At 68.4% G+C, this 24,408-nt stretch carries 18 protein-coding genes and 1 pseudogene; 10 read left to right on the top strand and 9 right to left on the bottom strand.

The features are described from left to right. The first annotated feature begins 486 nt into the window (after positions 1-486). From WME90_RS35480 to pssA, 5 genes are all read left to right on the top strand, one after another. Entirely contained in the window at positions 487-843 is a 357-nt protein-coding gene (locus WME90_RS35480; RefSeq protein ID WP_437276489.1) for an antibiotic biosynthesis monooxygenase family protein, read from the top strand. Between the two features lie 331 nt (positions 844-1,174). Then, the gene (locus WME90_RS35475) at positions 1,175-2,578 is read left to right on the top strand and encodes a selenium-binding protein SBP56-related protein (RefSeq protein WP_437276488.1); all 1,404 of its coding nucleotides are present in this window, start codon (positions 1,175-1,177) and stop codon (positions 2,576-2,578) included. A 6-nt stretch (positions 2,579-2,584) separates the two neighbouring features. Beyond that, positions 2,585-3,223 carry a hypothetical protein gene (locus WME90_RS35470; RefSeq protein WP_437276487.1) on the top strand — a complete coding sequence of 213 codons (639 nt, stop codon included), beginning with the start codon at positions 2,585-2,587 and terminating at the stop codon, positions 3,221-3,223. A gap of 81 nt (positions 3,224-3,304) precedes the next feature. Further along, entirely contained in the window at positions 3,305-3,775 is a 471-nt protein-coding gene (locus WME90_RS35465; protein WP_437276486.1) for an MgtC/SapB family protein, read from the top strand. A 139-nt stretch (positions 3,776-3,914) separates the two neighbouring features. Beyond that, positions 3,915-4,841: a CDP-diacylglycerol--serine O-phosphatidyltransferase gene (gene pssA / locus WME90_RS35460; protein ID WP_437276485.1), complete on the top strand. Its 927-nt coding sequence runs from the start codon at positions 3,915-3,917 to the stop codon at positions 4,839-4,841. A gap of 12 nt (positions 4,842-4,853) precedes the next feature. Here pssA and WME90_RS35455 read toward each other — a convergent pair whose 3' ends face one another. The 3 genes from WME90_RS35455 to WME90_RS35445 all read right to left on the bottom strand — a co-directional run bounded on the left by WME90_RS35455 (position 4,854) and on the right by WME90_RS35445 (position 8,780). Then, positions 4,854-5,267, bottom strand: coding sequence for a hypothetical protein (locus WME90_RS35455; RefSeq protein ID WP_437276484.1), 414 nt, complete (start codon positions 5,265-5,267; stop codon positions 4,854-4,856). Positions 5,268-5,731: 464 nt separating this feature from the next. Further along, positions 5,732-7,219, bottom strand: a complete 1,488-nt coding sequence (locus WME90_RS35450; protein ID WP_437276483.1) for a lamin tail domain-containing protein — start codon at positions 7,217-7,219, stop codon at positions 5,732-5,734. Positions 7,220-7,394: 175 nt separating this feature from the next. Beyond that, positions 7,395-8,780: an STAS domain-containing protein gene (locus WME90_RS35445; RefSeq protein WP_437276482.1), complete on the bottom strand. Its 1,386-nt coding sequence runs from the start codon at positions 8,778-8,780 to the stop codon at positions 7,395-7,397. A gap of 350 nt (positions 8,781-9,130) precedes the next feature. On the opposite strand from WME90_RS35445, the gene WME90_RS35440 reads away from it, so the two are divergent. Beyond that, positions 9,131-9,964, top strand: a complete 834-nt coding sequence (locus tag WME90_RS35440; protein ID WP_437276481.1) for a tetratricopeptide repeat protein — start codon at positions 9,131-9,133, stop codon at positions 9,962-9,964. Between the two features lie 51 nt (positions 9,965-10,015). On the opposite strand, the gene WME90_RS35435 is transcribed toward WME90_RS35440, so the two are convergent. Next, entirely contained in the window at positions 10,016-11,272 is a 1,257-nt protein-coding gene (locus tag WME90_RS35435) for a hypothetical protein (protein WP_437276480.1), read from the bottom strand. 193 nt (positions 11,273-11,465) lie between these two features. Further along, positions 11,466-11,978: a hypothetical protein gene (locus WME90_RS35430; protein ID WP_437276479.1), complete on the bottom strand. Its 513-nt coding sequence runs from the start codon at positions 11,976-11,978 to the stop codon at positions 11,466-11,468. A gap of 362 nt (positions 11,979-12,340) precedes the next feature. On the opposite strand from WME90_RS35430, the gene WME90_RS35425 reads away from it, so the two are divergent. Continuing rightward, a complete protein-coding gene (locus WME90_RS35425) occupies positions 12,341-13,807 on the top strand; it encodes a formylglycine-generating enzyme family protein (RefSeq protein WP_437276478.1) in 1,467 nt (488 codons plus the stop codon). A gap of 29 nt (positions 13,808-13,836) precedes the next feature. Further along, positions 13,837-16,839, top strand: coding sequence for a glycosyltransferase (locus WME90_RS35420; protein ID WP_437276477.1), 3,003 nt, complete (start codon positions 13,837-13,839; stop codon positions 16,837-16,839). Positions 16,840-17,328: 489 nt separating this feature from the next. Here the strand turns inward: WME90_RS35420 and WME90_RS35415 are convergent, their stop codons facing one another. The 4 genes and pseudogenes from WME90_RS35415 to WME90_RS35400 all read right to left on the bottom strand — a co-directional run. Then, the gene (locus tag WME90_RS35415) at positions 17,329-19,296 is read right to left on the bottom strand and encodes an ATP-dependent nuclease (RefSeq protein WP_437276476.1); all 1,968 of its coding nucleotides are present in this window, start codon (positions 19,294-19,296) and stop codon (positions 17,329-17,331) included. A 211-nt stretch (positions 19,297-19,507) separates the two neighbouring features. Continuing rightward, a complete protein-coding gene (locus WME90_RS35410) occupies positions 19,508-20,944 on the bottom strand; it encodes a phosphorylase family protein (RefSeq protein ID WP_437276475.1) in 1,437 nt (478 codons plus the stop codon). Positions 20,945-21,054: 110 nt separating this feature from the next. Then, complete coding sequence (locus WME90_RS35405) at positions 21,055-22,305, bottom strand: hypothetical protein (RefSeq protein WP_437283766.1); 1,251 nt, start codon at positions 22,303-22,305, stop codon at positions 21,055-21,057. A gap of 537 nt (positions 22,306-22,842) precedes the next feature. Then, positions 22,843-23,034, bottom strand: a pseudogene (locus tag WME90_RS35400) (helix-turn-helix domain-containing protein); the annotation flags it as partial. 999 nt (positions 23,035-24,033) lie between these two features. Between WME90_RS35400 and WME90_RS35395 the strand changes: the two are divergent. Together WME90_RS35395 and WME90_RS35390 are read left to right on the top strand one after the other, a co-directional pair. After that, a complete protein-coding gene (locus WME90_RS35395; RefSeq protein ID WP_437276474.1) occupies positions 24,034-24,210 on the top strand; it encodes a hypothetical protein in 177 nt (58 codons plus the stop codon). Further along, positions 24,210-24,362 (top strand): hypothetical protein, encoded by a 153-nt coding sequence (locus WME90_RS35390; protein WP_437276473.1) that lies wholly within the window; start codon positions 24,210-24,212, stop codon positions 24,360-24,362. The genes WME90_RS35395 and WME90_RS35390 overlap by 1 nt, the downstream gene beginning before the upstream one ends. The last annotated feature ends 46 nt before the right edge of the window (positions 24,363-24,408 follow it).

The raw sequence follows: 24,408 nt of genomic DNA, 5'->3' as shown, positions 1-24,408 counted from the left end.
TATATCATGGTCGGCGCGCGGCGAAGGCGCCGCGCGCCCAGGCGGAGCAGGCGAGGCGAGCGAGGCCAGGTGAGGCCGGAGGATGAGGTCCCCTCGCCATGAGATCGTGCTCCAACGGATCGCTGCTCTCGTGTCCGGTTCCGTTGACTACGGATATCGTAGGATCGCTGCCCCGGACGCCATCCGAGTATCATGTAGCTCACAATCACGCAAGCATGGTTCACTAGGATGGTCGATAAGACCTACTCCGTGTGATTTCTCGATCTCCGCTCGGAAGTACGCGAGCTCTCGCAAGCCCATCGGGGATTTTCGGACGGTCGATTAGGCGAGCGCCATTGTGCTGAGCTCCAAAAAATTCTCGGATGATTGGGTTCGAGCGGGGGCAGCGAGCGCGGCGTTGCCCCGGCGGGGCGCGAGCGCTGCTAAGCTCGCCGTCGTCCGCGCCGTGCGGGCCTCCCGTACGAGCAACCAGCAAGGAGAGGAGCCATGATCGTCGTCACAAACCGCATTCCCGTCGCCGAGGGCCACGAGGCTGACTTCGAGGATCGCTTCAAGAACAGGGTCCACCTGGTCGATCAGGCGCCCGGCTTCATCCGGAACGAGGTCCACCGGCCGAAGCCGATGAAGCTGGATCACGCCACCGGCGCGTGGAGCCCGGACCCGGACGCGCAGGGGTTCTACGAGGTGAAGACCTGGTGGCGGTCCATGGACGACTTCATCGCCTGGACGAGGAGCCCCGCGTTCGCGGAGGCGCACAGGAACCGCGCGCCGAAGGAGATGTTCGCGGGCCCGAGCAAGCTCGATATCCACGAGGTGTTCCTCAGCACCGATCTGCAGGGGTAAGCCCGGAGGGCGCCGGCGCGCGATCGACGGATCGCGCGCCCCGCCCGTCTCCGCCCGGCGCCTTGAGCCGCGCATCGACCCCTGCAGCGAAGACGCGGCGCGAGGCCTCTGCCGGGACGGTAGACCCGGTCCGGCGTATCTGTTATAACGGATTCACGTCGACGGTCTGATCGGGTCCGGCCCGATGCGCGGAGCTGCCCGGGGGGTGAAGCGCATCGGCCAGGTCGCCCGCTGCCCTCCACGGCTTCACGCCGCGGGCAGCGCGCGCTGGTCCTCGCCGGCGGCGCCTGGAAGAACACGCGAACGCACCGAACTCAAGGAGACGCAGCGCATGCGGTTTCGTCCGGATCCCACCTTTTATCCGTCGCCGCGCCTGGCGATGGAGGCGCCGCCCGAGCGGCTGGCCTACGTGACCGCGCTCGACGCGGGCGCCGCGCTGAAGCGCCAGGGCGAGCTGCGCCATGACGCGCTGACGGTCGTCGATCTCGATCCGACGTCGCCGGCGTACGGCACCCTTGTCTCGGTCAACGAGCTGCCGACTTACGGCGACGAGCTCCACCACTCCGGCTGGAACGCGTGCAGCGCCGCCCTGTGCCCCTATGCGCCGCACCCCCACGTCGAGCGCCGCTTTCTCCTGCTCCCGGCGCTCCGCTCGTCGAACATCTACGTCTTCGACGTCAAGGCCGATCCGCGCCGCCCCGAGCTCGTCCACACGGTGCGCGCCGAGGAGATCGCGAAGCGGGCGGGCTACTCGCGCCCGCACACGCTGCACTGCGGCCCCGACGGCATCTACGTGAGCGCGCTCGGCAGCCCTGACGGCGACGGGCCGGGGGGCATCTTCGTGCTCGACTGCGAGAGCTTCGATGTGCTCGGCCGCTGGGAGATCGATCGCGGGCCCCAGTTCCTCCACTACGACTTCTGGTGGCACCTCGGCCACGACACCCTCCTGACGAGCGAGTGGGGGACGCCGAGGATGATCGAGGACGGCGTGAATCCGGAGCTCCTGCTCGGCAAGAAGTACGGCCACAGCGTCCATGTGTGGGACCTGAGGAAGCGCAAGCACGTCCAGGCGCTGGATCTGGGCGACGAGCACCAGATGGCGCTGGAGCTCCGGCCTGCCCACGACCCGACCAAGGCGTATGGGTTCGTCGGCGTCGTCGTGAGCGTCAAGGATCTCTCCGCCTCGATCTGGCTCTGGCACCGCGACGGCGATCGGTGGGCGATCCGCAAGGTGATCGAGGTGCCGGCCGAGCCCGCGGATCCCGACCTCTTGCCGCCGCTGCTGAAGGGCTTCAAGGCGGTGCCGCCCCTGATCACCGACATCAACCTCTCCCTCGACGACCGGTTCCTCTACGTGTCTTGCTGGGGCACAGGCGAGCTCCGCCAGTACGATGTGTCGGACCCGTTCCACCCGAAGCTGACCGGCTCGGTGCACCTCGGCGGGATCGTCCGCAGGGCGGCGCACCGCCGCTCCGGGCCGCTGCGGGGCGCGCCGCAGATGGTCGAGGTGAGCCGCGACGGCCGGCGCGTCTACTTCACGAACTCGCTTTATGCCTCGTGGGACGAGCAGTTCTATCCGGAGGGCGTCGGGGGCTGGATGGCCAAGGTCGATGTCGCGGCCGGCGGCGGCATGGCGCTCGATCCCGAGTTCTTCGTCGATTTCGGCGCGCTGCGCCCTCACCAGGTGCGGCTCGAGGGGGGCGACGCGTCGTCCGACTCGTTCTGCTATCCGTAGCCGGCCATGATGCCCTGGCTCACGCTGGCGCTCCTCGGCGCCTATCACGGCATCAACCCCGGCATGGGCTGGCTGTTCGCGGTCGCCCTGGGCCTGCAGGAGAGGAGCAGCCGCGCGGTGCGGCGGGCGCTCGTGCCGATCGCGCTCGGCCACGCGGCGTCGATCGGCCTCACCGTCGCGTTGTTCGGGGTCGGGCTCGCGAGCGTCCCCGCCGCGGCGCTCCGCTGGCTCACGGCGGCCGCGCTTGTCGCGTTCGGCGTGCTCAAGCTCGTCAGGCCGCGCCACCCGAGGTGGGTCGGGATGCGCGTCGGCTTCCTCGACCTGACCTGGTGGTCCTTCCTGATGGCCACCGCGCACGGCGCGGGGCTCATGCTGCTCCCGGTCTTCCTGCTCGGCGAAGGCGACCCGGCTCCGTGCCACGGGGGCGGGTGTCACAACGCAGCTGGCCTGTCGCTGGCGAGCCCTCTGGGCTACCTCGCCGCCGTCCTCGTGCACACGGGCGCCATGATGGCGGCGGCCGCCGCGGTCGCGCTCGTGGTCTATCACAAGCTCGGCGTCGCGATCCTCCGCACCGCCTGGTTCAACCTCGATCGGGCCTGGGCCGTCGCGCTCATCGGGGCCGGCGTCATCGCGGCGCTGGTCTGAGCGCCTCGCTGGACCCGTCTCCCCGGGAACGGGCGGGATCCGCCCTTGCGTCCGGGCGCTGAGCCCTTTACGGCGTTGGGCATGAGCCCGCTGGATCCGTCCCGGAGCACCTTGTGGAATCTCTTCTTCCGGCTCGGTCTCGCGCTCATCCCGGGCGCGCTCATCGGCTGGGAGCGCCACGCCGCCGGCAAGCCGGCCGGGCTGCGGACGCACATGCTGGTGAGCGTCGGCGCCGCGATCTTCGTCATGGCCGCGCTGGACGCCTCGGAGGACTCGGCCAGCCGCGTCGCCCAGGGCATCGCGGCGGGCATCGGTTTCCTGGGCGCGGGCGAGATCTTCCAGCTATCGCAGCGCGCCAGCGACAAACCGAGGGTGACAGGGCTGACCTCCGCCGCGGCCATCTGGGTGTCCGCCGGGCTCGGCGTCTGCGCCGGATACGGGCTGTGGCGGCTCGTGGTGGCCGCGAGCGTCATTACCCTGTTCATCCTCACCGTCGCGAAGCGGATCGAGCGCCTCATCCCGACGCGGGATGACGAGAACGGCGCCGCGTAACCGCGTTGCCACGCGCCGACGTGGCCCGCGCGCTCTCGGCTTGAAGGCGAGCGGTCTTGTGTACTACGAGGCCAGCCGAGCGCGCTCGTCGGGCCGCGGCCTTCGGCCGCGCGACCCCGATGTCCCGCGGGATCGCCCCATGTCAGAACATCATCCAGCAGCGTGGGACACCGGCGTCGGGCCGCGGTGTCCCGCGGGCTCGGGGCAGGGGCCGAGGGCGCGCCCGGAGCGCCCGCGCGGCGAGGCGGCGCTGGAGCGGCCGAGGCCTGCGCCGCGGCGGCACCTCTACCTGCTCCCCAATCTGATCACCCTGTCTTCGGTCTTCTGCGGCTACGACGCACTACGGATCTCGGCGTCCGCGCGGTCCGACGACGACTTCCAGCGCGCTGCGCTGCTCATCCTCTTCGCGATGCTCTTCGACACGCTCGATGGCCGCGTCGCGCGGATGACCCGGACCGAGAGCGCGTTTGGGGTCCAGCTCGACTCGCTGGCCGATCTCGTCTCCTTCGGCGTGGCCCCGGCGCTCCTCGTGTACCAGTGGGCGCTCCACCGCCTCGGCCTGGCCGGCGTGCTCGGCGGGTTCGTGTTCGCCGCGTGCGGCGCGATCCGGCTCGCCCGCTTCAACGTCCTCTCCAGGGGCGAGGCGGGCAGGCCGCCTTCGCCCGCGAGGTACATCGTGGGCCTCCCGGTCACCGTCGCGGCGGGGATCCTGCTCGCGATCGTCATGAACCATCGCGGCCCGGACGGGCAGCCCGGAGGCGTCGGCGTCGAGCTGGCGGTGCTCGCGACGACGCTGCTCCTCTCGTTCCTGATGGTGTCGACCCTCCGGTTCCGGTCGTTCAAGGATCTCCGCCTCGATCCCCGCACGCTCCTGGCGATCGCGCTCGCGGTCGGATCCAGCGCGCTCCTCTCCGTCCGCTGGGGGCCCGCGCCCGTCCTCGCCTGGGCGATCAGCGCTTATGTCATGCTCGGCGTCGTCGAGTCGCTCTGGCGCCTTCCGGCGTGGCGGCGCGGCGATCCGGCCGCGCTCGCGGCGTGCGCCCGGGGAGGCGAGGAGCGGTCGTAGCGCGGCGCCCGATCACGGCCTCCCCGACTGCCAGTATCCGTTCCCCTGCTGCTTCCACCACCGCACCTCGGCGCTCTGGGGGTAGGGGGCCCCCGGCCACGAGCGGTACATGTAGATGCCGTCGTCGAGGAGGCAGAGGGGGACCAGGCGCTCGTGCCTCAAGCAGACCTTCCCGGGCGATCGCTCGTACTCGACATAGTAATCCACGCGTTCGGGCTCCTGCAGACCATCGTTCCAGATGTTCTTCGTTCGTTCCTCCCACTTGCCCATCGACAGGTAGGTGTACGTCCGGTGGGTGGTCCCGGCGACACCGCCAGCCCTGGTGACGGGTCCGGAGTGCGCATAGACCATCATCTGCGCATAAGCGGCTGCCGACGTGAACGATACGACGGCCAGGGTAGCGAGACCGCAGCGTAGCCTGCTCATGGATCACCCCTCCTGCCATTGATAGATCGATGCTCGCCTCGAACGATCGGCTGGGCGTCAGGTCCCTCTCCGGCCTTGACGCGGTTCACCTTCTAGAGCCCTGGCGCTGACCGTCAACCCTGGGATACCGGCCTCTGAGGCAGCCTTTGCGTGGTTGCGAGCAGGCTCGTGCTGGAGCGTCGAGCAGGTTGAAAGTCGCCTAAATTCAATGGGTTGCGAAAGCCGATCTGCCGGGGAGCAAGCTGCAAGAGCATGCGGGAAAGAGAAAAACCGCAAGGACGCAAGGGGCGCAAGAGATGAGAGATGAGATGTTTTCCTGTCTTCCCCTGGCGCCCCTTGCGTCCTTGCGGTTTTCTTCTCTTCTGTTGATTTCCCCGAGACTCTGATGTGATCGGGGTTCTAGCGGCGCACTCGGCGCTTCAGCGCTCGGCCTCGACCTCGATGGGGTGTGTCCGGGCGGCGCCTCAGAACGCCGTGCCGTTGGCGCGGAGGCCCGGAGAGGCGCTGGCGCCAAGGGTGCTGTGCAGAACGAACGGCGCTCCCGGGGAGGCGTCGGGGCTGCGGTTCATCGAGACGCCGTCCTGCGCCGCGAGCCCGCTCGCGTAGGTGACGGCATCCACGGTCGCGCCCGAGGCGCTCCGCAGCGTGACCGTGTCCCCGCCATTGCCCAGGTTCAACATCCCCGTGGACGCCGCGACGGCCCCGCTGCCGCTCGGCACGGCGGACGCGCCGCCGTACACCACGATGGCGGTGAAGGGCGCGAGCGACGCGCCGGCCGGGAAGGTGTGCCGCGTCGACGTGCCGTCGGAGATCGTCCACCCGGCGAGGGCCGCCGCCGCTGTGCCGACATTGACGATCTCCACGAACTCGCCGGCCGTGTTGCTGCCCGGCTCGTTCGCGAGGACCTCGTTGATGATCACGGCGGCCGTGCCCGTACCGCCGCCGCCCGCGCCGCCCGCGCCGCCCGCGCCGCCCGCCCCGCCCGCGCCGCCCGCGCCGCCCGCCCCGCCGCCGTCAGGGACCAGGAAGTCGCGCACGACGCCCATGTGCTGCATGTTCGATGCGCCGCTGTCCGCCGAGAGGGCGGGGTTGATCTCGGACAGCGGCGAGTAGACGCGCGTGTCCGCCACGAGGCCGTTCGCGAAGCTGCTCCCGCCGATCACGACGGCCGTCTCGTACGCCTCCAGGTCCCCGTCGACGAGCACCCAGTCGTACGGCTTCGTCCTGCCGGCGTTTGTGTTCGCGTTCCCGTTCCTGTCGGCGGGATAGGGCCCCGCCGTGACGACGACGTCCGAGAGGCTCGAGACGCACGCCTCGGTCCGGCTCCCCGTGTTGAAGTCGCCGCCGATCACCAGGTAATCGCCCGCGGCCACGTTCGCCTCGATGAACGAGACGAGGTGCTGCGCCTCCGTGTCGCGCGCCGTCGCGCTGGACGTCAGGAGGTGGACGCTGATCGCGAAGACATGGCCGGGACCGGGGATATCGATGCGCGCCCAGGCGAAGTCCCGGTTGCCCACCGACGTGTCGTCCCACTCGCCGGACGCCACGATCGGCCACCGGCTCACGATCCCGTTCGGGATCTGCGCCCCGCTCTCGCGGTAATAGCTGAACCCGGTGCCGAACGTCGCGTCCACGAAGGTGCGGAGCTCGGACGGGGTGTTGCCGCCGTAATTGAACTCTTGCAGCAGGGTGATGTCGGGCTTGATCCCCTGCAGGAGGCGCTTGCCGTGCCCGGGATCGTAGCTCTGGTTGTTGCCGCTCGTGAGGTTGGCGGCCATGAGCCGGACGCGCGTCGACAGCGCGTCGCTGCGCTCCCCGACGAGCTCCGCCTCGGGGCCCACCTCCTCGTCGATCTGTAGATCGCCCACGCACGCGGACAGGGCGAGCGCCGACGCGAGCAGAGGCAGTCGGACCCATAAGCACCGCTTCAGGAGGGAAGACATCGATAGCATATCGCTGCACCGGACCTTTCTCAGGGTCGTCCCATTACAGCACGGAACGAGGGCGCGACGGCGGCCCGTTCGCGCCTGTTCGTCGCTGTTCGTCCCTGTTCGTCCCTGTTCTATGCAGCGATGATGCCGTTCCGGTTGCAAACGGGCGACAACCACGTCTGGCGCCGAGCGGGCCTCAGCGGCTCGCCATGGCGAACGCGATCCCGCTCTGGAGGGAGCTCATCACCGCGCAGCGGCCGACGTCCGCGCCGCGCTCCGCGAGGCGGTGGGCGACCTCGGGGCGGATCCCCGTGAGCACCACCCGCGCGCCGAGCAGGCCCGCGACCCGCACGGCCGCGAGCAGCGCATCCATCGCCTGGGGATCGATCTCGTCCACGCCGGTCAGGTCGATGATGGCGATCCGCGTGCGGCGGTTCGCGACGCCGAGCGAAAGCGCCTCGCTCATGCGGCGCACCCGCCCGGCCTCGAGCGGGCCGATGAGCGGCAGGACGACAACGTCGTCGCGGATGGGGATGAGCGGCACGGACAGCTTCGCCAGCGCGGCGTCCTGGGCCTTGATCACCTCCTCCTGCAGCCGCGCGCGCTCCTCCTCGGCGCGCTTGCGCTCCGTCAGATCGATGCCGGTCATGATGACGAACCGGGCCCTCGCGTCCCTTCCGCGCAGGACGGCGCCCGACCACGCGGTCACCCGGCGGGCGCCGTCCGCCGCCGTCCACGAGACCTCCACCTGCCTCTTCGTCCCGCCCGAGCCGAGCTGCTCGAAGAGGCCTTTGAGCTGCTCCGACGCCTGCGGATCGGGCGTGAGGTCCCAGAGGAAGCGGGCCTCCCGGAGCCCCCGCGCGCTCTTCAGCGCCTGCTCGGCGGCGCTGTTCGTGCGGACGATGCGGCCGCGCGCGTCGAGCACCACGATGAGGCCGTCGACGAGGTCCATGACGCCCGCCACGAAGTCCCGCTCCCTGCTCAGCATCTCCTGCCCGTGCTTGCGCTCGAAGATGCGGCCGAGCTGCCGCGCGATGCGGCCGATGGTCGCCGTGAACTTCCCGTCCTCCGCGTGCTCGGCCTCGGAGAAGAACTCCAGCACGGCCACGACCTCCGCGCCGACCACCACGGGGAACGCGAACCCCGCCTTCACGCCCAGGTTCTTCGCGAGCCTGGCGCGCGGGAAATTGGCGTCCTCCGTGACGTTGCGCACCCACACGGGCTGCTTGGAGGCGAGCACTCGCCCGGGCAGGCCGATCCCCGGGGTGAACTGTGACGCTTCGGTGACGGCCTTGAAGGTCGCGAACTTCACCTCATCGTTCAGGTACCAGAGCGCCGTGGGAAGGAGCAGAGACGCATCGTCCGCGGCCGGCATGTACGCGTGTCCGACCGGCCATCCGAGATGGCTGCAGATGTGCGTGATCGTACGGTGCAGCGCGTCTTCGACGCCCGCCGCCTCGTGGACGTCGACGGTGACCACCCGGAGCAGGTCCATGAGCGAGCGCTCGTCGGACAGGAGGTTGTCGAGCCGCGACCCGGCTCTCGTCGGCGGTTCCTCCGGGCGGTTGAGGCGACAAGTCATGCCTGCAGGCGTAACATGTGCAATGTATCGACTCCGTTTCGACGCGGCGTCGTCGTCGGCCCCGCTCATCGGCCATTGACGCGCGCGGCGCGCGCGGTCCCCGGCCGCTTCCGCGGCGTCGCGGGGCCCTCGTCGGCCAGGCGGCGGGCGCGCCGGGGATCCGGGGCGATCTCGGCGCGGGTCGTCCGAGTCATCGCTGGACGATGGCGTGCGCTTCCCTTTAAGGTACCGACCGCCGCCGCGGCGAGGTGGCGTGTGCGGGCGCGCGGGGCCGTGAAGCAGGCGCGGCCGCCGCGCCCTCTCCGGCGCCTGCGCCGGGCTCTGGCGGCTTCTGACGGACAAGGATGATGATGCTCTCGAACAGTCTTCGCCGGTGCGCGTTCGTTGTGACGTTGCTGGCTGCAGCGCCGGCGCTCGGGGCGCAGCCGCCGGCCGGAGCGCCCGCGGAGGCGCAGCAGGCCGCCCGGACCAAGGCGCACGAGGGGCTCAAGCTGTACGGCGCGGACCGCTGGCAGGAGGCGCTCGAGGTCTTCCAGGAGGCGGATCGGCACTATCACGCGCCGACGCTGGTGCTCTACATGGCGCGGTGCCAGCGCAAGCTCGGCCGCCTGGAGGCCGCGCGCGACCTGTACGAGCAGGTCCTCGGCGAGCCGCTCCCGGAGGATCCGCCGACGGCGTTCCTCGAGGCGCGGCAGGACGCCGAGACCGAGCTCGCGGGCGTGCGCGCCGCGCTGGAGGCGACCGCGGCCAAGGCGCCGCCTCGCGCCGCGCCCGCGGCGCCGGCAGGGGCGGAGGGCGGCGGCTCGCTGGTGCCCGCCGGCGTCGCCTTCGGGCTCGGGGCGGTGGGCCTCGGCGTCGGCGCCGTGACCGGCCTCATGTCGCTGTCGCAGGTCTCGGACATCAGGTCGCGCTGCGAGGGCCGGCGCTGCCCGGCCGACCTCCAGGGCGACGCCGACGCGGCGGCCACGCTGGGCCATGTGTCCACCGTGGGCTTCGTCGTTGGCGCGGCGTCGGCCGCGGCGGGCGTCGTGCTGCTCGTGATCCGGCCCGGCGGCGGCAGCGGGCCCGAGGCCGCGGGCGCGCTCGCGGCTGCAGCTGCGGGCGCGCCGCCGCGAGCGCCGCGCGGCGTGGTCTGGAGCGCCGGCGTGGGCCTCGGCCGGATCGAGGTCCAGGGGAAGTTCTGAACCAGGATCGCCGCGGAGCGGAGCCGCCCCGCGGCGCCCATCATCGCGACGTCAGACGCACGTCGCGGCCTGGCAGGCGTCCATCGCCGCGGCGCACGCCGTGCCGATGCACGTGTTGCAGGCGTCGCCGTCCTCGCCGCTGCACGCCTCGGTGCAGGCGCCGTTCCCTGCCGTCATCTGGCAATTGAGCGCCGCCGAGAGCTGGGGCCCGACGTTCGCGCAGCTGTTCACAACGCAGCCGAAGGTCTCGGCGTCATCCCCGTTGGGGACGTTGCTGAGGCACTCGAACGCTTCGGCGCACGTGGTCGTCCCGCTGCCGATCCACGTCGCGGCGGACAGGCCATCGTCGGTCTCGCAGTTCTCGTAGGCCGGGGAGCGCGGGAAATACGGCCCGATCAGCATGCACATCTCGTCGCGGGTGGTCAGGCCCTGCGCGACGGTGTGATCCTCGACGTTGTTGTACTCGCAGCGGTAGTCCAGGGACTCTCCCGCCTTGAGCTCGAGGAGCGGAGTGAACTCCTTCGACGGGACCCCCTCCCACCTGTCGTGGGCATAGAGCTCGGTCATCGTGCCGTCGATACCGACGTGGTTCGCGACGTAGCCGACGCCGCGGCGGTGCATGTGCGACTGCATCCTCACGATCGAGATGTCGTGCTCGGCGACGCAACGCATCCGCGCCGTGGACTTTCCGTGCGCGGGGACGCTGATGAAGGGGTTGTAATGGAAGAGCATGCCCGCCTCGACCTCCACCTCGTCGTCCGGGATCGTGTAGAGGTTGATGCGCGCGTCGGTCTCGACGGGCCCAGGCGACGAGTTCAGGTAATGGGTGTTCATGAGGAGCACCGTGCCCGGCGGGACCTTGAGCGCCACGCCCTCCGGGAGCTCGTCCATGAAGGAGTCGCCGTCGGGGGACTGGGAGCCGGCGATCACGCCGGTGACCTTCCAGTCGGCCTGGGGGCCGTCGTTGCAGTCGTGGATCTGGCTCGCGTCCAGGGCGACGCCGCGCCGCGTCTCGGTCGGGATCGAGGTGTAGGGCGTCGTGTACAGGAGCACGTGGTGGCTCCCGCCGGAGAACCGCACCTCCCCCCGGTTGACGTTGAGCCCCTCCGGCGGCGCGACGAAGAGCTGACAGCGCTCGATCTCCTGCGCCGGCTGGAGGGTGGAGACCATCCGATACTGCACGCCGGCACCTTCGGCCGGCGGCGCCAGCAGCTCGTCCTCGGAGGTGTTCGGACCGGCGTCCGAGGAAGAACAGCCGAAGAGCGCGACTGCACCGAGGAGAGCGATGAGTGAGGTCGTTGTTCGCATAAGGTGATCCCTGCCGTGTGTTGGTATCGCATCTCGCGCGCGCCGGTCGTGTCGCGCGCGCATGGCTCCCGGGGGCTCGCGGAGGGCGTGCGCACCCGAGGAAATCGATCGACGCCGGCTGTTCGGCGCCGGCACGTCCGCGGCCGACCTCATCCCATCGAGGGGCGGAGGCGGACGGATAATGAAGTCATCTTCAGGATCGAGGGCGGCCGTGCCAGCTCGGCCGGCCCCGCGAGCCCCTTCTCGGGGAGCGGCCGAGCAGCGTGTCGATGGCGAGCCGCCCCTCGAGGCGAGCCAGCGTCGCCCCGATGCAATAGTGATCGCCACCGCCAAAAGCAATGTCCATGTCGGCGCCGCGCTGCAGATCAAACGCGGACGCGCGGGGGTAGATGATCGTCTCGCTCACCACGCAGACGCTTACGCTCAGCGCTGCGTCGAGCTCCCCGCTGTCCTCGCTGCTGTCCTCGCTGCCACCCGCTGCGGCGATGGGCTCATCGACGACGCTTGCTCGTGCAGCTGCTCGAAGCTCGATGTTCAAGGCGAGCTGCGGGTCGTTCGTCGTGAGCTCCCACGCTGAACGATCGATCGTGAGGCGGCCATCACACAGCAAGGATACGACGTCCTCGGAGCCGGAGGACGAGCCCCGCGCCCCGCGCCCGCCCGCTCGCCATGGCACATCGAACGTCCCGGCCGACAGTGTGTACATCCTTTCGCTGTGAGTCGTGGCCGGGGCGCGTGAGGCCGTTGTTGCGTCCGGCATCGAGCATCGTTGGATGCCACGCAGAGGGGCGCCTGTCGAGCCTCGATCCCGACTCCGATGTGTCACCCTGATCGGCATAAACGGCGTGTTTTCGGGCCCGTGCGGCTCAGATCACGTGTTGAGTGAAGAAACGTAAAACGCTCTTGAGCGACGCGATGTCGCGACCTCGGCGCGGGGGAGGGGGCGCGCCGGCGCGCCGCTGTTCCGGCGCGGCGAGGGCGATCCAGGCGTTCACCGCCGCTCGGGCGCCTGCGATGCTGCGGTCTTTGCAAGCTCGCCTCGGCGGCGCGGTCTGGTAGCCTGGGCCGGTGCAGCTCCGCGCCAGCGCCAGCATCCGCCGCCTCCCTCCTGCGCTCGTCATCGGGGCGGCCGTCACCCTCCTCGCCCCGGCCGCGGCGCACGCGGCGGACCCGGCCCCCGCCGTCGCGATCGACCTCGGGGGGGTGCAGCTCGAGCTCGTGCTGGTGAGGGCGGGTCGCTTCCGCCAGGGCTCGCCGCCCGCGGAGGTCGGGCGCGGCGACGACGAGGCGGTCCGGGAGGTGACCCTCGGCCGCGACTTCTACCTCGGGAAGTTTCCGGTCACGGTCGGGCAGTTCGCGCGCTTCGCCGCGGAGACTGGCTACCGCACGGAGGCGGAGGTCGGCGCCTCGGGCGGGTTCGGGTTCGACGGCAAGGGCCTCTCGCAGCGCAAGGAGTTCACCTGGAGGACTCCCGGCTTCCCGCAGACCGACCTGCACCCGGTGACGCTTGTGACCTTCAAGGACGCGGGCGAGTTCACCCGCTGGCTGACGCAGAAGACCGGCCGCGCCTTCGACCTGCCGACCGAGGCGCAGTGGGAGTACGCCGACCGCGCGGGCACGCAGACGCGGTTCTATGCGGGCGACGCCGACAGCGCCGCGGCCGCCATCGGGTGGTTCAAGGGCAACGCGGGGAGCGGGACGAGGCCTGTCGGGCAGAAGCAGCCGAACACCTTTGGCCTGCACGACATGAGCGGCGATGTCTACGAGTGGTGTCGCGACTGGTACGGCCCCTATGCGCCGGGCCCTGCGGTCGACCCCGAGCAGACGGCGCCCCCGGCCGGCGACAAGCCCCGGCGCGTGCTGCGCGGCGGATCGTGGCTCAAGGACGCGAAGCACCTGCGCGCCGCGGCGCGGTACCGCAACGACCCCGGCAGCCGCAACGCGGACAACGGCTTCCGCGTGGTCGCCGCGCTCACGGCGGGCGCCCCTGCCGCCGCGCCCGCGCCGACCCCGCAGCCGGCGGGGACCACGGCGCGCGCGCCGGGATCGAGCTCCTGGTCGACCGCGGCGACGGTGGGGTTCGTCGGCGGCGGCCTCGTCCTCGCCAGCGCCGTCGTCGGCCTGATCGGCCTGCTCGTGCACCGCGCGGTCGGCCGCAGGCCCGTGGGCGGGGCGCCCCCCGGCGTCACGTTCCGGCCGCAGGGTGACGGCTTCTGGCTGCATGCGCCGCCGCACCTGCACGGGTCGACGCTCCACTACCGCTGCCTCGTGAAGGGCGCGATGCGGCGCGCGTCGATCCCGATCGAGCCGAGCGCGCGCGGGCAGTTCGTGTACACGGGCGGTCCCCCGTCCGCGGTGGAGGTGGAGCAGCTCGGCGCGGCCGCGTGGGCCGCTCCGCGCGCGGCCGGGTGGGCCGCGGCGCCGTCCGCCGCGCCGCGCGCGGGCGGCGCGGGCCGACGCGGGCGGGACCGCATCTCGAGCGCGCCGGACGTGGCCGCCGCTGCGCCGTTCCGCGGCTATCCGTCGGCTTACTGAGGCGCGCCGCGCGCTCTCGCATGTTTCGCATGTCCCGCATGTCCCGCGTGCGCCCCCCGCTCTGCGCCGTCTTCGCCGAAGCGCCCGCGCACCGCGCCCGCGCCGGCCGCACGCTGCGCGCGCTCCGGCTCGCCGGGCTCGCGCCGGTCGACCTCACGGCGGCGCCGCTCGCGGCCGCGGCGGAGGCGCTCGCGGCGGGGCCGGTGTGGCTCGTGCGCGCGGGCGCGTGGCCTGCGTTCTTCGCTGCGCTCGAGCCCGACCCGTTCCCGCCGCCGAGCGACACCGGGCTGCCGCTCTGCGCGCTCGGCGCCGTCCTTGCGCCGTTCGACCTGGGCGCGCTCTCCGCGCCCGAGCCGGACGCCGCGGCGTGGGCCGAGCTGCTGCGGGCGACCGGCGGTGAGCTGAGCCGCGCCGCGCGCGCCCGGCGCGCTCCGGGGCTGCCCCGCGCGGCGAGCGTGTACCTCGACGGGGTACTCGCCGCGGGCGTCGCGGCGCGCGTCCGCGCGGGCGATCCGCTCGACGTCGCCCTCCAGGGGGAGCTCGGCGCGCGGCGGGCGCGCGTGGTGCGGCACGCGCCGCTCGACGTGTGCGACGACGCGGCGCTGCGGGTCGCGCAGGTGGTGACCAGCCTGCAGCAGGGCGGCGCCGAGCGGATCGCGATCGACCTCGCGAGGGAGCTGCCGCGGCGCGGCGTGCGCTCGCTCGTCTGCGCGGTGTACCGGCCGACCCGCGCCACGTTCGCCGCGCCGCCCGGGGCGCTCGACCTGTCCGAGGCGCGCGGCGATCGGGAGGCGCGCTTCGACGCGCTGGCCCGAGGGCTCGCCGCGTGGGGCGCGGATCTCGCGCACGCGCACCTGTTCGACGCCGAGGACCTGGCGCGCCTCTCCGCGCGCGGGTACCGCCCGCTCGTCACGGTCCACAACGTGGCTGCGGGCTGGCCGGCGGGGCTCGATCGCCTCGGTCCGGACGAGGCGGCGCTGCTCGTCTCGTGTGCGCGCGCGGTCGAGGCGGAGCTCGCCGAGCGCGCGCTGCCGATCCCGGCGCGCACGGTCTGGAACGGGATCGAGCTTGCGCCTGCGGGGATCGCGCGTGGGGTCGGGTCGGCGGAGGGCCATCGGTCCGGGGCTGCGGAGTTCCATCGGTCCGGGGCCGCGGAGGAGCATCGGTCCGGGTCGGCGGAGGAGCATCGGTCCGGGTCGGCGCAGGCCCATCGGTCCGGATCGGCGGAGGCCGCGGCGTGGCGGAGGCGCCTCGAGATCGCGCCTGACGATCTCGTCCTGCTCGCCGTGGCGAACCCGCGGCCGCAGAAGCGGCTGCACCTCTTGCCGGCGATCCTCGCGGCCACGCGGGCCGCGCTGGCGGCGGCCGGCGATCCTCGGGCGGCTCGGCTCGTCATCGCGGGGAGCGCCTCGCCCGGTAGCGAGCAGGCGCAGGCCGCGGAGGCGGAGATCCGGCGCGAGGTCGACCGGCTCGGCCTGCGCGCGGAGGTGCGCTTCGCGGGGGCGGTCGGCGACGTGGCCGGCCTGCTCGCGGCGGCCGACGTCCTCGTGTCGCCGAGCGCCCACGAGGGGCTGAGCCTCGCGCACCTGGAGGCGCTCGCGGCGGGCCTCCCGGTCGTCGCGACCGGCGCCGGCGGCACGGCGGAGATCGCGGCCGAGACGCCGGCGATGGTCCACCTGCCGCTCGACGCCGCGCCCGAGCGGTTCGCCGGGGCGATCGTGGCGGCGTCGCGCGCTGCTGCCGCGCGCGACGCGTCAACGGGCGGCCGGGAGGTCGTTGCGCGGCACTTCAGCCTCGCGCGGATGGCCGAGGGGTATGCGCGGCTCTACCCGCGGGCGATCGCGAGGAACCGCGGTGTGCGCCGGGGAGACGGGTTGCTGCTCGTCACGAACAACTTCTCGACCGGCGGCGCCCAGTCGAGCGCGCGCAGGCTGCTGCTCGGCCTCGCGGCGGCGGGCGTGCGCGGCCGGGCGGCCGTGATCGAGGAGCAGCCGGAGTACCCGACGCCGGGGCGGCGCGCGCTCGCCGCCGCGGGCATCCCGGTGCTGGCGGTGCCGCCGCCGGCCGACGTCGAGCCGGCCGAGGCGGTGGAGCGCCTGCTGCGCGCGATCGAGGAGGACCCGCCGGAGGCCGTGCTGATGTGGAACGTGATCGCCGAGCACAAGGTGCTCCTTGCCGACGGGCTGCTCGACGTTCCGCTCTTCGACATCAGCCCAGGAGAGATGTACTTCGCCTCGCTGCGCCGGTATTTCGCGTCGCCGCGCCGCGGGCTGCCGTACCGCGCGCCACGTGACTATGGCGCTCGTCTCGCGGGGGTGATCGTCAAGTACGGGGCCGAGGCGGCGCTCGCCGCCGAGGTGCTCGGGGCGCCGGCGCACGTGGTGCCGAACGGCGTGGCGCTCGGCCCGCGCCCGATGGGGACGCCCGCGGCACCACGCGTGCGCGCGTCCAACGAGCGCCCGCGGCTCGCGATCGGGACGGCGGCGCGCATCCACCCGCACAAGAAGCTCGACGAGCTCCTCGCCGCGCTCCGCCTCGCGGCGCCGCGCCTGCCGCCGCACATGCTGCGCATCGCAGGCGGCGTGGAGCGCGGCGCCGAGGCGCATGCAGAGGAGCTGCGGCGGATGGCGGCGGGGCTGTCGGTCGAGTGGGTCGGCGAGCTCGCCGACACGCGCGCGTTCCTGCGCGAGCTCGACGTGTTCGCGCTGATCGCCGAGCCCGCCGGGTGCCCGAACGCATCGCTGGAGGCGATGGCCGAGGGGCTGCCGGTGGTGGCCACCGCGGTCGGCGGCATGGCCGAGCAGGTGGACGACGGCGTGACAGGCCGGCTGGTGCCGCCGGGCGACGCGGAGGCGCTCGCCGAGGCGCTCGTGGAGCTCGGCGCCGATCCGGCTCGGCGGGCGCGCATGGGGGCGGCGGGGTGGGAGCGTGCGCGGGAGCGGTTCTCGCTTGAGAGGATGGTCGCCGATTACGTGGGCGTGTGCCTGGGCGGGGGAGGTGAGGCGAGACGCTGGTACAGCGTTCCTGAATGACGAATCTGCGGTGGCGAGCCGGTGCGATCCGTCGGATCCCCCGGGATGTGGCAGGGGCGTGACGACGGATCGCATCGCCTCAGAAGGCATGGACCCAACGTGGGCCCAACCGGCGAACCCAGGATCCGGGAGCTTACGCCGGCCGACCCATCGCCTCGCGCCGTCGTGCTCGCAGCGCTCGCCCGCGCCCTCAGCTGCGCCGTCGCCCTTGGGGACCACGTTGCGGCTCGGGTCGTTAACGAGGCGCTCGGCCCACTGCTCGGCCTGGCGCCAGCACCGGAGGGTCGAGCAAGGTCGCGCCGACGGTAGCAGGCCGCATTGACGAGGCGCCCGGATAGGCCAAATGCGGAGCTCCGCAGAGGCCGAGCCACGTCGGCTCGGTCCGCTAAAGATGCCCTGCGGCACAGCCGTGCCGCGAAGCGGCGTTGGCCGATGCCCCTGGTTGGGCGGCAGGCTTGCCGGTCTACGCGATCCCACTCGCCCAGCGCCCTACCGTGGCGAATTCGCCGACGGCTGCAGTGGTGTACTCGCCGAGGCCGTCGTGGCGCTCTGCGGTGCGCTCGGATGACCGGATGCATGGCCTGCCTGATATCCGAACATAAACGCCGCCCAAACGAGCCATACCACTATACCAAGCAGCATTACCGCTGAAAACGTCACCTTGTCGCGAAGAGCCCTAACCAGCTCGCGGGAACGATTCGCCAATCGTAGGTTACGGCTCTGAACAGAGTCCCGAGAACCTGCAGAAGACATGGGCTTTCGAAAGATGCCACTCAGCGCGTGGCTAACGAATTTGCGCGCTTCGGCGAGTTCATCCGCATCAGGCGCATATCGCTCCATCACTGCCACCACCCACCCTGGACCGTGACCAGAGATTGATCGAGCAAAACCCTCCAATTCACCCACAGGAACAATAAATATGTTAAGTAGCGCGAGCTTAGAGAAAAGTTCATTCGCGGCGCGCGACGCGGCACCCCCCGGAAGTGCCGCAAGCCCAGACCTCTTCAAGAGCGACCAGCCGGACTCGATTCGTGCCAACTGCCTAACTCGATCGACGAGAGTGTCCGTGACAAACTTGTTATCATATTCTGCGAATAGCTTCTTTATCTGTGTAAGCAGATCATCCTTAGCAACTGTAGTGCCGAGCCGGACAGACGCATCATTGATCTCCCGCCAGAGAGGAAACAAAGATTTCCAGTCACCGCCGGCCGACCTCACGAGCGACGAAAGCGTCTGAGTATCCCGAATCGCATCAGCGTCAAGAATTGCCGCGCACGGCACCCCTAATGCGCGCAATGACGCCATTACACTTGCAACTCTGGCCTTGCCTCCGGTAGGCAAGAACATCACATCGCCTGTCTTGGTCGCGCTAGGGCTAGAGACCCACTGGTAGAAACGACAGTCTGCGTCAGCTTCGCAGATCACCACTGCATCGTGAAACAGCGCATCTAATACGTTTGAATATTGAAGGGTAGGGTCATTCCATAATTTAGCGATCCGTTCAGGGGACACACTCGCAGCCTCGGGGCCGTCGTCTCCTCTAGACAGCCGAATGACGCGTACAGAATCGGGCTTGGCCTCAAGGGCTCCTCTAAGGAAATCAGCGCTATGAGTTGCAACGAACAACTGTTGACCCCTCTCGCGTTCGCCGGCCAGCGTCCGGCCAAGCAACCGAGCCTGCGGCGGGTGAAGGAACACTTCAGGCTCATCGACGATGGTTACAAATGGCTTGGTGGTCAGCACTTCAAGCAGGCACCCGACGTAAGATTTAAGCCCATCGCCCTGTCCCGCTAGCCTTGGATGGCTGCGAAGCCACTCAAGATATCTTAGATCGACACGATTCGTAGTGGGCGCCGACTCTCTGTCGCGAACGCAATAACCGTGAAACTCGGACCCCGCTGCTTGATCAATTACAATACTGAGCCCGAATGCGTCAGTGACAAGTCGCGCAAGCCGGTCGTCCAACTCTGGACGTTTAAGCAAAAAGTGAAACGGATGCTCAGGAACACCGTCAAGCGGATCAAAGGCCTTACACGATTCCACGGCAGCCATCCGCTTTCGATATGTGACATACGTGTGCAACTGAGACAGGAGAGGTTTGGAGAGGCGGCGCTTTAGCCACGTGTCGAAGTCGGATTCACCGATCGGGCCACCCCACCCCAAAAGTACCCTTTCGCGCGGGCCACCCGAGTATTCCTGCTTGTACGCCGGACGAGGGTCTACCCAGTCACGAAGAGCTCCTCGCGATCCGTTTCTGCGTACATTTGCGGATCGCAACACGAGGCCATCCTGAAGCGAGCCACCTAGTGCACCTAACAATTCACGCAGCATGGTCGATTTGCCAGCGTTATTAGGTCCGATGATCAGAACCAGCTGCCCGGAGGCCAGTTCGACGTCTAAGCCGCCTTGAAATTGTAACGAAGAAACGAAGAACGCAAGAGGCTCGTTCGAATCCATGTTGATGCGCTTCCAGATCGTACTGAATATTCTCTGCCAGAGGCCGCGATCCTAGTTCAAGATCTTACGACTACGCAAGCCCGACGGGTTACTGAACGAGCGCTCGGCACAATGCCGCCCAACTATGCGGTCTGCTGCGGGCGCGGGGAGGAAGCTCGAAGGACGCCCGAACCCGCTCGTCAGCAGCAGACCGCATAATTAGGCGCCCGGCTCATGCTTTTCTACATCCAGTTTCTTCAAAGGGAGTGTTTACCACGCTTTCGTGGGAACGCTTCCCCGGTTCAATGGGTTCCGTGCGCAGATAGGCACGGGCGAAAGCCGCGGCACTCGCGCAGGCATACCTCGTCCACTGCTCGTCCCGCCGGAATCCGACGACGTCGCTGATGCCGCGGATTGCAAGCATCGCGCAGCGCTCTCGCGCCGCTCGATAGACCCCTCCTGACTCCATCTCAACAGCCAGGAGATGGCGTGCAGTTTGCAACCATGGAATCAGAATGCGAGTGTCCTTGATAAGGCGGTCGCTTGACGCAATGACTCCCGAACAGAACTTCGGGGGGCGAGTCTTGGACGCGAAATGATATTCAAGCGATTCGCGAACGTTATTGTTCCAATCTGCCGGTCCGTATAGGTCTCCGTCCTCCACGAGAACCGAGGGTCGTTCGGGCAACCCCTTAGTCCAATCGCCGATGTCCTGCGACCGCGCTCTGAGGTTCGCGACGTGATGCTCGATTCTTTTCCCCACCGGCCCTCCCGCCATTGCATATGTGGGGTCATGACTTTCGTGCCGAGCCTCCACAGTGTAGTCGTGGACGCGCAGAGACAGGACGACATCTCCCAAGGTAACGTCCTTGCTGGGGAGTGCGCCAGCAATACCGACGACAAGAATCAGACGAGGAGACAGATCCTCGATGAGGTCGCGCGCGGCGCTCTGGGCCTCACCGTTGCCTTGCTCCGACTGGCGCATGATGGCCACTCGGTAGGTCGCCCCGCCAGCGGCTTCTGTAATCCGCATGTTGTAGTGGCGGTGGGTTGCGGGGCTGACGTAGACATCGGAACCGTCCGGGAACGCTTGCAGTACTGCTTCGAACTCCTCGTCCTTAATCGTGAGAATACCGACATCCACCTGGCGCTGGGCAAGCGTGGTCAAGTTTTCTTCAAGCCCAAGCGCTTTCTTTGCCGTCGAAGCGCCGATTTTGGCGATGACTCCTGCGATGCTCTCGCCGTCGGGTTTTGGCAACGTAGGCAATATCGCTCCGAGACGCCTGGCAGCACGTTCTGTAAATGGGGTCTCGCGGAGCACATGCTCAACTATGGATGGAATGGCCGCAACGTCCCAAACATCTACCCGCGACTGGAGTAGATTGACGAGGTTCTGAGCCTTCGCTTGGTGGTCCGGTGACGCTGTTGAGCCGGCCGGAGTATCATGGTACCGCATCACAGCCGTCGCCAGCCGAAGGAGTTGCGCACCGCCCTCGGCATCATAGGGCGAGGCCGCCACCGCTAGACAGGCACGGCGTAGGGCATCGATCTCGTCTCCATATCGCAGCGGGTGATCTGGTGCCGAGTAGAAGTGGACGGCTTCGGCCAGTTCGCGCGCAGCACGTCCCACAGCTTCCAGGAAATCAAAACACGCGTCACTCAGTGCCATCGTCAGTTCTCGTATGGGGGCGAACGCTCGTCCGAACCAAGCGGCAAGTGCACCTAACGCCAAATTGTGCTGTGGGCAGGCTGCGCCCGACCACGAGCATCAATTTGATGTTATCCGGTCTTTCGCTCATCTCGCCGTACCTGGCTGAAATAGAAAGACTCAAAAGCGTTTCGAAGCAGGGTATGTCGAGAAATAACCCGAACGGTTGATCCGGTGTTCTCCTCGATAAGGCGATAATTCTGATCGTCCTTCTCGAGACGCATGCGGAGCGAATTGGTTATGAGAGCCTCCAGGACAACAGCGCACTGCTCAACAGAGCGAACCACGAGTATTCCGTTCAGTACACCAGTACTTAGGATCACCTGAAGTGCCAGCGGATGGATCTCGCGAAAAAGATGCGCACGGCGTTCGAAGCGTGCGGCAACCGCTACGAGAATCCCATCGATGTGCCGCCTTAGCGTGCTGGGTACCGCTGCCGTCCGCGCCTCGACGACGTCTTCGATCCAGCGCCGATACTCCTCGCGGTTGCTCTCGGGGACGCGCTCAGCCTCGGCAAGCAAGTCGAAGTCCGCTGCGTGCTCGCGCAAGACTTCGATCAATTCGCCATCTTCCAGCGTCGCAAGGCGGGCCTGGAGAATTCGGGAGAGGAGGGCTTCGTCATCGACCGAGTCATCCAAGTCCTCGAGAAGAGCGCTGTCCACTGCGCGGAGTATCTCGATTCGGTCTGACCGCGACTTGCGCGCTAGTTCCTCGGAATCGATCTTCGCCGACGGGACGTGCAGCTTTGGGACATACACAACGACCGGCTTGCCTTGGCCGAGGGCAACAGATGCTTCCGAGTCCTTTCCGAAGGAGTCCGCCTTTTGGGCCATATAGATGGTGACGTCAGCTCGGCGAAGCATAAGGGCCTCAACAAGGCCTTTGGCAATGCGGTCGTCGATCCACGATTGCGTCGGATTGAAATACCGAAGATTGAGTGCCTTCACCCGTGAGTGGCCAAATAGCGCTTTTGCGAAACGATTGACGGAGATGAAGTCTGCGTCTGACCTCATCGAGGTTGCTACATAGACGTCAAGGTAGTCGGCACTAAGATAATGGCTGAGGTTGCGCTCGGCGATTGCTTGGGTTTCACTAATTCGAGCAATCTCGGTGTCCGTCTTCGGCGCGAGGCGAGCAGCCTCACGCTCGATGGCATCAGGGTCCGGTTGAAAAAGAGGAGAAAAAAGACCATTCTCGATCGAGCTGTTGAAGCGCCTGAGCAGGGAGTCCATCCGGCGCTTCGTCTTCTCATTCTCTTGGTCGAGCGCTGCGCGCCCGTCTTTTCGTACGTTGGCTGCCAGGCGTTCAAGAAAGGTCTTCAACGCTTGCCGCTCCTTCGTCTCTTGTCGAACCCGTTCAGCCGATATATATCCGAGATCCGGTAAGCGGTCGTCGGGTATTTGCTCAATGTGATGCCAGTCTGAGCGGTTCGTGTAAAGGGACAGGTTCCTCACTTTGAGAGGGGAAAGGTATTGCGTGATGTCGGACGCAGAAGACAACGTTACAAATGCTTCGCCAAAAGTGCTAAATAGCCGGATCGCATCGTTCTGATACGCCTGGATATGTTGTTCAAGAAGCTCCAGGGAGCTGCATGCTCTTGGACCAAGGTACTTGTCAAAGAATGATGCCGATACCGGGTGTTGGCCATAGTAAATAAGTATTGAATTGAATAGATCGTGCGTCTGTCTCTCAGACAGGCGACCGTCTAGGAGCTGCGAAATGAGACGTTCGCATGCGTCGCGCGACTGCTCAGTCAACTGTACCAGAGAGACTGGACGACCAACTAATTCGGACAGTTGCTCTTCGAACCGGAGCCGTTGAAGGGAAGATTCATTTGCGTACTCCTCCCAATAGGTTCTCGGGATTCCGAGGAACGAACAGACGGTTTCGAGGACTGCTGGCTTTGGGAGTCGGACTGCTTGCTCGATATGAGCAATAGTGCTCCTGTTTGCTGGAGGGCCGGCTTGTTCTGCAAGCTGCTGCTGAGTAAGTCTACGCTGTTCACGGTGCGAGCGTACGAGATCGGCTAGTTGCTCTCTGGATGCTCTCATAATGGCAAGATTCCTCGAACTATGTGATGGTTCTTTGCACCCGGCTGAATATCAGTCGATTGGTCAACCGACGCCGCCGGACCAGGTCTGTCTAGATCGTCGCCTTCTGTGACTTCCCCCCATGGAAAGTCTCATGGATCGGCCCTGCGCCGCAAGGCTCAAATGCTGTCCGGCGCCATAGGGTAGCTCCGTCTAGCACCGGCGGCAGTCGCCGCCTTTCCGGGGCCGGCGGCGCGGCGGACGCGCAGCCGGAGGCGTCTCGCATGGGGGACACGGCGCGGGCTGCGTCATCGGGAGGTTACCGGACACATACCGGTCCGTTCACAACCTCGGACCGAAGGGGTCGTCGAGGGGGCTGCGGACGGCCAGGCCGCCGCGGCTCAGTACGTGCTTCGCAGTCGAGAATTGACCCGCCTCTGATCGCGAAAACCGGTTCACCCCCCGGCTGACGGTGGTCGCGTTGAGCGCGCCGCCGGCGCGTTCGGGATCGAGCCGGTGGTGAGCGCGCGGCCGCGACGGGGGGCGAGATGCGACGCTTTGGGGATGCGTTGCGCGGCCGTGCCGGGTCTGCCGTCGGTGCTTTCATCCTGATCCTCGCGTTGGCGATCGGCAGCACGTGTGCTCATCACGGTCGTGCCAGGTGGCGAGGCGGAAGAAGACGCACGGGTCGTGGCCGGAGCGCAACCCGGACTTCTTCGTAGCGCGGTGGCTGAAGCAGCGGACGGCGATGGCGTGGCCGCCGCCTGCGCCGCTGCGGGCGCCGCCGACGCCCGACCGACTTCCCTCGGACATCGCGCAAGACTAGCTCAGGGGCCAAGGCGCTGATTTCCTTGGGGTATTCGGCCGAGTCCTGGTGGGCGCCGCGCAAGACCAGAGGCAAACTCAAGTCATGGATACTTCATGAGAAACGGGCGGACACCCGGGGGGGCGCCGAAAAGACCCGAGCCGGGCTGTACGAGGGTCGGCCTGCGCGCCGGAGTAGCGGCGCTCCGGTGCCCGATGGATAGGGAGTTCCACCAACTCAACCTTCGCTACGAAGAACTTCTCAGCCGCAGCCCGGCGCGGGAGCGGCGCCTGTTCTCGTCGCTCGCCGAGGTCGGACAGCACGCGCCGATCGTCGTGGTGAGCCCGGCCTCGTCCGAGCGGCCCGCGACGTCTTCACCGCGGACGCTCTGATGCTGCTCCACGAGGCGGCTGGCTCGAGCCTGCGCGAGATCGACCGCATGGCCATCGCCGCGCTGCGCGAGGCGGCGCGACGGAAAAAGAAACTCGTCGAGCGTGACGTGATAGCGCGCATCGTCGGCGACCTGGGGACGGACGGCAGCTGACGCTGACCGACCCGACGAGCGCCCCGTCGGCGCCGGCGAAGGAACA

Origin of the sequence: Sorangium sp. So ce375 (assembly GCF_051473855.1) — a bacterium.
In the GTDB taxonomy this organism is placed as follows: Bacteria; Myxococcota_A; Polyangia; order Polyangiales; family Polyangiaceae; genus Sorangium.
Note: the sequence above shows the minus strand (reverse complement) of the source record. Positions and strands in the feature narration are given on the sequence as shown.